Consider the following 9,201-nt stretch of genomic DNA (forward strand, 5'->3'; position numbering starts at 1 on the left):
TCATCGCGACGCCGCCTCCGGATCGGTGGCCGTGCCGTCCTGCCGGGCCGACAGCAGGAACTCCAGGATCGGCCGCCGCTGGTCGCGGATCAGGTGCCCGGCCTCGGGCAGGAGCCGCACCGTGGCGTGCGGCACCGTCTCCCGCAGGCGCCGGGCGGTGTCGTGGGAGTCCAGTAGCGCGTCCCGCCCGCCGACCGTCACCATCAGGGGCCGGCGCAGGCCCCGCAGGGCCTCGTCGGTGAACACCGGCAGCTTCTCGCGCCGCGGCCGGAAGTGCTCGTGGATCAGCATCGCGTGCTCGCCGAAGGCGCGCTCCCGCGCCGCCTCCTCGGGGGTGGGCGCGGGCCCGGGTGCGGCGCCGGGACCCAGGACGAGTCCCATCGTGGTGCGTCTGCCCCACCGGCCGAAGGGCATCAGCAGCAGCGCGGCCACCAGCACCGCGTACCTCTGCCGGCCGATGCCGCCGGGGCACAGCAGGGCCAGCGCGCCGGTGCGCCCGGGGCGGCGCGTGGCGTGCTCCAGCGCCAGCCACCCGCCGAGTGAGACCCCCACCAGGTGGGGGTCGCGCACGCCGAGCCCGGCCAGCACGTCGTCCAGCCAGTCCGCGTAGGCGCCCGAGGCCAGGGAGGGACGCGAGGGGGCGCTCAGACCGGGCTCGCCGATCATGTCGACCGCGTACAGGCGGAAGTGCCGCGCCCAGTCGGCCACCTCCCCGGCCCACATCGCGCTGTTGGTCCCCGAACCGTGCAGCAGCAGCACCGGGGGCGCCTGCGGCGGCCCGCAGGCCAGCACGAACGTCTCGCCCTGGCCGGTGGGCACCCGCAGCCGCTCGGCCGGCACCGGCCAGGCGTCCAGCAGCTCGCGGTAGCCGCGCTGCACGGCGTGGGCGCCGCCGGCGCCGGTGTAGAGGTCCGTCACGATCCCTCCTCTGCGACGAGCGTGCCGACGATCCTCAGCAGCTCCGCGGTGTCCTCCAGGCCGCCCAGCACGATGATCTTCATACTGGCTCTCTCCTCGTCGTGGACGGTCTCGACGCGCAGCCGTCCGCCGCCGGGAGCCCCCCCGGCGGCCAGCGCCATCAGCAGGTTGCTCAACCGGCTCATCTCCTCGGTCCCGATCGCGTCGACCTGCACGATGGCCGACACCTCGGCGTGCCGGCGGGGCCGGGCCGTCCCGTCGGCCGGCGGTGTCGCCGGACGGCCGGTGAAGACCTCCAGGTCCTGGCGCGCGATGCGGTACTGCTTGCCGATACGGGTGGCCTTCAGCCGCCCGTCGCGTACGTAGCCGCGCACCGTCTTGACGTGCAGGCCCAGCAGATGCGCCACCTGCTCGACCGAGTAGGGCTGCTGAGACATCACCCTCCTTCCCTATGATTCCTCATCGTACTTCCTTGAAGGAATCTTAGGTAAGTATAGGGAATTCCAAATGAAGAACGAGCCGGAACTCAGCGGTCTCGAAGGGATGCCGGGCACATCTATTCTCTCAATGTATGCATTGAGTGTATAGTCGTGATCATGTCAACCGGGCATGTCGTGCTGGGACTCCTCGCGGAGCGGCCCAAGCACGGATACGAGCTCAAACGCGAACACGACCTCCACCTGCCGGGCGCCAGACCCCTGGCCTACGGGCAGGTGTACGCGACACTGCAGCGCCTGCAACGGGACGGGTTCGCCGAGGTGGCCGAGACCGTCCGGGAGGGCGGCCCCGAACGCACGGTCTACGCGATCACCGAGGGGGGGCGGGCCGAGCTGACCCGATGGCTGGAACAGGTGGAGGCACCCGCGCCGCACGTCTCCAGCACGCTCGTCTCACACGTGGTGGTCGCGACCATGGCCGGTGGCGCGGCCGGCGACTACCTGCTCAGGCAGCGCGCCGCCCATCTGGCGCGGATGCGCGAACTCACCGCGCAGAGGTCGTCGGGCTCACCCGCGCAGGCGCTGGCCGCCGACTACGCGCTCCAGCACCTCGACGCCGACCTGCGCTGGATCGAGACGACCATGAAACGACTCACTGAACTCAAGGAGGAGATCGGTGCTTGAGGCACGTGCGCTGCGCAAGAGCTACGGCCGGACCGTCGCACTGGACGGCGTGACCGCGGAGATCGGCGACGGGGAGATCGTCGCGATCACCGGCGCGAGCGGATCGGGCAAGTCCACCCTGCTGCACTGCCTGGCCGGGATCATCCGCCCCGAGTCGGGGGAGGTCCGCCTCGACGGGCGGCGCGTCGACACCCTCGACGAGACCGATCGGACGAAACTGCGCAGGGAGAACTTCGGCGTCGTCTTCCAGTCCGGCCGGCTGGTCCCGGAACTGACCGCGGAGGAGAACGTCGCGCTGCCGCTGCTGTTCAACCGGCACGGCAGAGGGGAGTCGCTGCTGGCCGCCCGGACCTGGCTGGAGCGGCTGGACGTGGCCGACTGCGCCGGCCGGCGGCCCGGCGAGCTGTCCGGCGGCCAGTCACAGCGGGTCGCCGTGGCCCGCGCGCTGGTGACCGGACCCCGCGTGGTCTTCGCCGACGAACCGACCGGCGCGCTCGACTCCCTGGCCGGGGAACGGGTGATGGGCGAGCTCGTCGGCACGGCGCGCGCGACCGGGACCACGCTGGTGATCGTCACCCACGACAACCGGGTGGCCGCCTACGCCGACCGCGAGATCCCGCTGCGCGACGGCACGCCGGCCGGGGTGAGCGTGTGATCACCGTGATGCGGATGCTCTCCGGGGACAGGTCGCGGCGCGAGCGGGTGCGAGGGCGCCTGATGGTCACGGGGGCGGCGCTCGCGACGTTCCTGCTGTGCGTGGCGGTGAACCTGCTGGTGTTCGGGCGTGTCATGCGGCGCGAAGATCCGATGTTCATGGTCGAGGTACCGCTCGACCACCTGGGCGTCTTCTCCCGGCAGGAGGCACGGCTGCTCGGCGCGCTGACACTGGCGCTGCTGGTCGTGCCCGTGACGGTCTTCGCCCACCAGGTGAGCCGCCTGGCCACCGCGACGAGGGAGCGGCGGCTGGCCGCGCTCCGGCTGGCCGGGGCCACGCCACGCGAGGTGCGCCTGCTCGGGGCCTACGAGAGCGGCCGGCGGGCACTGTGGGGCGGATCGTCCGGCGTCGTGCTGTACCTGGTGGTCAACCGGGCGCTGTCGTGGTCGCTGGGAGGCGCGGTACCCCTCGTCCCGCCGGTGTGGGTGCTGGTGATCCTCGCCGCGGTGACGCTCGGCGGGACGTTGTCCGGGCTGACGGCGGGACGGCACGTGGTGACCTCCCCGCTGGGTGTGGTCCGGCGGGCACGACCGGCCGGTCCCAGGGCGCTCGACGCGGTGCTGGTCGCGGTGGGCGCCGGGATGGTCCTCGCCGGATTCACCGCCAGGGGCAGATTCCCCGGCGGGATCTACGCCATGGCGCTGTCCGTGACGGCGGGCCTGGTGCTCCTGCTGTTCGGCCTGGTCCTCGGCGCCTCCTGGCTGATCAGGGCGGCCGCCCGGCGGGTCGGCGACCGCAGCGGGGCGGCGGAGACCCTGCTGGCCGCCCGGATGATCGAGGCCGATCCCCGCGGGTGGGCCCGCGCGCTGTCGGTGGTGGGACTGACGGTGTTCTTCGGCTCCGCCGTCGGCGCCAATCAGGGGCTCGCCATCCTGCGGGGAGGTCTCCCCCACTCCCTCCACGCCTATCTGCTCGTGGACCTCGCCCTGCTGGTCGCGCTGGTCACCTCGGCCGCCGCCCTCGTGGTGCGCCAGGCGGAGGACCTGCTGGATCATCGGCACTCGTTCGCGGCCCTGGCCGCCTCCGGGACGCCCGTCCCCGCGCTGGGCCGGGTCCTCACCCGCCAGGCGCTCATCGCGGCGCTGCCGGTGTGCGCCGTGGCCGCCGTCGCCGGGGTGGGGGTCGTCGTCCTGACGCTGGCGGACCTCTACGGCCAGGCACCGGGGGCGCTCCTCCTCGCCGCCGCCCGGGCGGCGCTCATGGTGGGGATCGGGGTGCTGGCCGCGACGCTGGTGGCGCGCGCCACCCGGCCGATCCTGCGCGGGGCGCTGCGAGCGGAAGACCTCCGGGACGAATGAAAGGACGGAGAAAGGTCTCTTCCGTGCGGGCGGCCCTGTAGGGGCGCCCCTTGAGGGCGGGTGAGGGCTACCCCTCGGCGGGAACCGGCGGTCGTTCCGTCCGCACCGCGTACAGGGCGGCGAGGTCGGCGATGGCGGCCCTCATCAGCTCCACCAGCTCGGCCGGCTCCAGGACCTCCACCCGGTCCCCCATCCGCAGCAGCAGCCAGCGGGCGTGCGTGACCGACTCGATGGGCAGGCGCAGCACCACCCCACCGCCCTCGTCGCCGTTCTCACCGGGCCGGCCCGCCGCCGCCAGGGCCGTGTCGACGACCTCGCGGCCCACGGTGTGGCGCAGCAGGTCCTCCGCACCGGGCGTCAGCCGCACCACGGCCTCGCCGTTGTACATCCGCCGCTCGCGGAAGTCCGTCGCGTACTCCTGCCAGAAGGCCGCCAGGTCGAACCGCCCGGGACGCTCGAAGCGTCCCTCCAGCAGCTCGGCCTGCAGGATCCGCGACACCCGGTAGGTGCGCGGCCCGCCCGGCCCGGCGACGGCCACCATGTACCAGACGCCGCCCTTGAGGACCAGGCCGTAGGGGTGCGCGACCCGCTCCACGTCGCGCGGCCCCCAGCGGCGGTAGGTCATCCGCAGCGGGCGCTGCTCCCACACCGCCTCCGCGACCTCCCCCAGGAAGGGGATCTCGTCACCGTCGCCGTACCAGCCGGGAACGTCCAGGTGGAAACGCTCGCGCATCCGGGCGGCGTGCGAACGCGGCTCCGGGGGGAGCGCGGCGAGCATCTTCAGCTCCGCGTTGGCCGCGACCTCGGCCAGCCCGAGCTGGGCGGCCGGGCCCGGCATCCCGGCCAGGAACAGCGAGGACGCCTCCGCCTCGGTCAGGCCGTTCAGGCGGGTCCGGTAACCGTCCAGCAGGCGGTACCCACCGGCCGGCCCCCGGTCGGCGTAGACCGGCACCCCGGCCGACGACAGGGCCTCCACGTCGCGGTAGACCGTGCGGACCGAGACCTCCAGCTCCTCGGCCAGCTCGGGAGCCGTCATCCGCCCCCGGGTCTGCAGGAGCAGCAGGAGGGAGAGCAGCCGGCTAGCGCGCATACCCGTCATTGTCCCGCAGCTCTTCAGCTGCCGCGTGCCTCGGTGACCTCGCCTGACGCGCCTTCCCGTTTTCTGCTTCTGCGAGCCCTTGCCTTTACAAAGTAGATCAGGAGGAGCGTGCCGAGCGAGGAGGCCCGCGGGCACGAGTTCGGGTGTTCGCGGCCCGGCGCCCCGTCGGGGGCGCCGGGCCGCGCGCCCGGGGTCAGGCCGTGCGGAGCCAGACCGTGGTGTCGGCCGGGAGCGCGCCGTCGGTGAGCGGGCCGCTGGCCAGCAGCACCGACTCGTGCTCGGGCAGCGGCACCGGCTCGGCGCCGAGGTTGACCACGCAGACCAGGCCCGAGTCGCGGCGGAAGGCCAGCACCTCCCGCGGCCCCTCCAGCCAGGTCAGCGTGCCGTCGCCGAGCAGTTCGCGGCGCAGGTGCAGGCCGGTGCGGTAGAGGGTGAACATCGAGCTGGGGTCGCCCGCCTGCACCTCGGCCGTCAGCGCCTTCCACTCCGGCGGCTGCGGCAGCCACGGCCGGCCCCCGCCGAACCCGAACGGCGGCGCGTCCCCCGACCACGGCAGCGGCACCCGGCAGCCGTCACGGCCCAGGTCGGTGTGGCCCGAACGGACCCAGATCGGGTCCTGGCGCAGCTCGGCCGGGATGTCCTCCACCTCCGGCAGTCCCAGCTCCTCCCCCTGGTAGACGTACAGGCCGCCGGGAAGGGCCATCGCCAGCAGCGCCGCCGCGCGGGCCCGCCGCTCGCCCAGCACCGGGTCCGAGGGCATGCCGTGCTTGCGGTCGGCGTGGTCGAAGGAGGTGTCGGGCCTGCCGTACCGGGTGACCGGGCGGGTCACGTCGTGGTTGGACAACACCCAGGTGGGGGGCGCGCCCAGCGGCAGGTGCGTGGCCAGGGTCAGGTCGATCGAGCGGCGCAGCGCGCCCGGCTCCCAGGCGCACGACAGGAAGTCGAAGTTGAACGCGGTGTGCATCTCGTCGGGGCGCAGGTACAGGGCGAACCGCTCCTGGTCGGGCAGCCAGACCTCGCCGATCAGGATCCGGTCGTCGTAGCGCTCGGCCACCTGGCGCCAGCCGCGGTAGATCTCGTGCACGCCGTCGAGGTCGGTGTAGGCCTCCGGCCCTCCCCCGCCGTCCATCTCCTTGACCAGCAGGGCGGCCGAGTCGATACGGATACCGTCCACGCCCCGGTCGAACCAGAAGCGCAGCACGTCGTGGAACTCCTCGACGACGCGCGGGTCGGCCCAGTTGAAGTCGGGCTGCTCGGGGGCGAACAGGTGCAGGTACCACTCGCCGTCGGCGACCCGGGTCCACGCGGGCCCGCCGAAGATCGACTGCCAGTCGTTGGGGGGCAGCTCACCGTCGGTCCCGCGGCCGGCGCGGAAGATGAACAGGTCGCGTTCGGGTGAGCCGGGACCGGCCTCCAGGGCCCGCAGGAACCACTCCTGGCGGTCCGAACCGTGGTTGGGGACGATGTCGGTGATCGTCTTGATGCCCAGGGCGTGCGCCTCGGCGATGAACGCCTCGGCCTCGGCCAGCGTGCCGAACGACGGCTCGATGTCGCGGTAGTCGGCCACGTCGTACCCGCCGTCGGCCATCGGCGAGGGGTACCAGGGGTTGAGCCAGATCGCGCCGATCCCCAGGTCGGCGAGGTAGGGAAGGCGCGCGCGGAGTCCGGCGAGGTCGCCGATCCCGTCGCCGTTGCCGTCCGCGAAGCTACGCAGGTAGACCTGGTAGATCGCGGCCCCCCGCCACCATGTTTCGGGGTCCGGAGTGGCTTCCGGGAAGATGCTGCCGGACATGCTGGGACAACTCCTTGTGGTCAGGGGACGGTTGGAAGGCGTGGAGTGCTCGGAGGGCGGTGACGCCGGCGGCGTCACGACACCGGCGGCACCGGCGGTGCTGACGGCATGGGCGATACCGGCGTCGTCGGCGGTATCGGTGACACGTGCGGTGCCGGTGGACCGTGGCGGCGGTGGCACGGTGGTTCCGGTGTTCCCGGGGACCCCGGGGACGGGGTCAGCCCTTGAGGCTGCCGGCGGTGAGGCCGGCCATGATGCTGCGCTGGAAGACGAGGAAGACGATCATCGTCGGGATGCTGGCGATCACCAGCGAGGCGATGAGCACGTTCTGCGGCATCTGCGCCGACAGGGAGGCGATGCCCACGCTGATCGTCATCTTCTCCCCGTCCGGAAGTACCAGCAGGGGCCAGACGAAGTCCTTCCAGACGTTGACCACCGACAGGATGGACACCACGCCGAGGATCGGCCGGGAGACCGGCAGCACGATCGACCACAGGATGCGCGCGGGCGAGGCGCCGTCGATCTGGGCCGCCTCCAGCAGTTCCTTGGGGATCGAGTCGAAGAAGCGCTTGAGCAGGAAGATGAAGAAGCCGTTGGCCGCGGCCGGCAGCCAGATCACCCAGGGGGTGTTGAGCAGGTCCCAGCCGAAGATCGGCATGTCCTTGACCGTCAGGTAGGCGGGCAGCAGGATCACCATCGGCGGGATCATCAGCGTGGCCAGCATCAGGCCGAGCACCGCCTTGCCCAGCACCGGGCGCAGCTTCGACAACGCGTAGGCGGCCGAGACGTCGATGGCCAGGGTGAACAGCCAGGCGCCTCCGGCGTAGACGACGGTGTTGGTCAGGAACAGTCCCAGGTCGAGCTGGTCCCACGCCTCGGCGTACACCCCGAAGTCGAGGGAGGTGGGGAAGAAGCTCGGCGGGATCTGGGCGAGTTCCTCGGGTGTCTTGAGCGCGCCGGTGACCATCCAGTACAGCGGGAACACGAACACGGCGGTGAAGATCACCACCACCAGGGTCAGCACCGTGCGGTAGACGAGGCGCCCGCGCCGGGTGGTGAGGGTGTGCGGGGAGACCAGGCTGCGGAACTGCCTGTCGGGCTCCTTGCCCCGGCGCCGGCGGCGCGGGGGGCGGGCCACGGGCGCGGGTTCCGGGTCCGGCACGAGGGTCGGGCGGCCGGGCTGGGCGGTGAGGTTCGACATCGGCTCGGCTGTCTCCTTAGCTCTGGTCGTCGCGCGACAGGCGCAGGTAGAAGGCGGAGAACACCATCAGCACGACCATGAGCATCAGCCCGAGCGCGCCTCCGGCGCCGAAGTCGCCGAAGTTGAAGGCGTACTGGTACATCAGGTAGGCGACGGTGAGCGTGGAGTTCTCGGGGCCGCCGCCGGTGAGCAGGTAGGGCTCGATGAAGACCTGCATGGTCGCCACGATCTGCAGCAGCAGCATCACCAGCAGGATCAGCCGGGTCTGCGGGATCGTCACGTGCCAGATGCGCTTGAACAGCCCGGCGCCGTCGAGCTCGGCGGCCTCGTACAGCTCGCCGGGGATGCTCTGCAGGGCGGCCAGGTAGATCAGCGTCCCGGTGCCGAGGTTCATCCAGGTGGAGACGACGACGAGGGAGATGAGCGCGGTGTCGGTGGAGTCGAGCCAGCTCAGGGCGGGCAGGTGCGCCAGCTCCAGGATCTGGTTGAACAGGCCCGCGCCGGGGTCGTAGAACCACTTGAACAGCAGTACGCCCACGGCCGGGGGCAGCATGACCGGCAGGTAGACGATGAAGCGCAGGTAGGCCTTGGCGTGGCGCAGCTCGTTCAGCACGATCGCCGCGAAGAACGGGATGACGTAGCCGAACACCAGGGCCAGGGCGGTGAAGGCCAGGGTGTTGAGCCAGGCGTCGGCGAAGGCCGAGTCCTCCGTGACGGTACGGAAGTTCTCCAGGCCGACCCAGACGGGGTCGTCGACGAAGTTCGTCTGCTGGAAGCTGAGCAGCACCTCCCGCACCATCGGGTACCAGGAGAAGAAGGCGAAGCAGATCAGCGCCCCGCACAGGAAACCGTACGCGGTCAGGTTGCGCCGCAGGCCGCGCCGGAAGGCTCCCGGTCTGCGCCCGCGCGGACCTTTCACGGTCATGGTGGTCATCGGTCGACTCCCGGTTTCGACATGGGTGTCGGGGGGGGGGGGGCGCCGGGGGGCCCCCCCGGGGGCGCGGCGGGCCGCGCCCGCGGCCCCCACCGGGTGGGGCGGGGCGCGGGCGGGGGGCCC

At 72.2% G+C, this 9,201-nt stretch carries 9 protein-coding genes; 3 read left to right on the plus strand and 6 right to left on the minus strand.

All coding sequences use genetic code 11. The annotated features are described in order from the left end of the window. Both ACLQ2R_RS27065 and ACLQ2R_RS27070 read right to left on the minus strand, forming a co-directional pair. The gene (locus ACLQ2R_RS27065) at positions 1 to 918 is read right to left on the minus strand and encodes an alpha/beta fold hydrolase (protein ID WP_425963467.1); all 918 of its coding nucleotides are present in this window, start codon (positions 916 to 918) and stop codon (positions 1 to 3) included. Then, positions 915 to 1,355 (minus strand): helix-turn-helix domain-containing protein, encoded by a 441-nt coding sequence (locus ACLQ2R_RS27070; protein ID WP_425963468.1) that lies wholly within the window; start codon positions 1,353 to 1,355, stop codon positions 915 to 917. Before ACLQ2R_RS27070 ends, ACLQ2R_RS27065 begins: the two co-directional genes overlap by 4 nt. Before the next feature lie 159 nt (positions 1,356 to 1,514). Here ACLQ2R_RS27070 and ACLQ2R_RS27075 point away from each other — a divergent pair, with 159 nt between their 5' ends. Genes ACLQ2R_RS27075 through ACLQ2R_RS27085 form a run of 3 tightly spaced genes read left to right on the plus strand, consistent with a single transcriptional unit; the run spans position 1,515 to position 4,052 of the window. Continuing rightward, entirely contained in the window at positions 1,515 to 2,039 is a 525-nt protein-coding gene (locus ACLQ2R_RS27075; RefSeq protein WP_425963469.1) for a PadR family transcriptional regulator, read from the plus strand. Beyond that, positions 2,032 to 2,694 carry an ABC transporter ATP-binding protein gene (locus tag ACLQ2R_RS27080; protein WP_425963470.1) on the plus strand — a complete coding sequence of 221 codons (663 nt, stop codon included), beginning with the start codon at positions 2,032 to 2,034 and terminating at the stop codon, positions 2,692 to 2,694. The genes ACLQ2R_RS27075 and ACLQ2R_RS27080 overlap by 8 nt, the downstream gene beginning before the upstream one ends. Further along, complete coding sequence (locus ACLQ2R_RS27085; RefSeq protein WP_425963471.1) at positions 2,691 to 4,052, plus strand: hypothetical protein; 1,362 nt, start codon at positions 2,691 to 2,693, stop codon at positions 4,050 to 4,052. Before ACLQ2R_RS27080 ends, ACLQ2R_RS27085 begins: the two co-directional genes overlap by 4 nt. A 67-nt stretch (positions 4,053 to 4,119) precedes the next feature. On the opposite strand, the gene ACLQ2R_RS27090 is transcribed toward ACLQ2R_RS27085, so the two are convergent. From ACLQ2R_RS27090 to ACLQ2R_RS27105, 4 genes are all read right to left on the minus strand, one after another. Next, positions 4,120 to 5,142: a helix-turn-helix transcriptional regulator gene (locus ACLQ2R_RS27090; RefSeq protein ID WP_425963472.1), complete on the minus strand. Its 1,023-nt coding sequence runs from the start codon at positions 5,140 to 5,142 to the stop codon at positions 4,120 to 4,122. A 202-nt stretch (positions 5,143 to 5,344) separates the two neighbouring features. Then, the gene (locus ACLQ2R_RS27095; protein ID WP_425963473.1) at positions 5,345 to 6,943 is read right to left on the minus strand and encodes a glycoside hydrolase family 13 protein; all 1,599 of its coding nucleotides are present in this window, start codon (positions 6,941 to 6,943) and stop codon (positions 5,345 to 5,347) included. 217 nt (positions 6,944 to 7,160) lie between these two features. Then, positions 7,161 to 8,144: a carbohydrate ABC transporter permease gene (locus tag ACLQ2R_RS27100; RefSeq protein ID WP_425963475.1), complete on the minus strand. Its 984-nt coding sequence runs from the start codon at positions 8,142 to 8,144 to the stop codon at positions 7,161 to 7,163. Between the two features lie 16 nt (positions 8,145 to 8,160). Further along, complete coding sequence (locus tag ACLQ2R_RS27105; protein ID WP_425963476.1) at positions 8,161 to 9,078, minus strand: carbohydrate ABC transporter permease; 918 nt, start codon at positions 9,076 to 9,078, stop codon at positions 8,161 to 8,163. Positions 9,079 to 9,201 lie beyond the last annotated feature (123 nt).

The organism is Streptosporangium sp. DT93, assembly GCF_049844535.1.
Lineage (GTDB): Bacteria > Actinomycetota > Actinomycetes > Streptosporangiales > Streptosporangiaceae > Streptosporangium.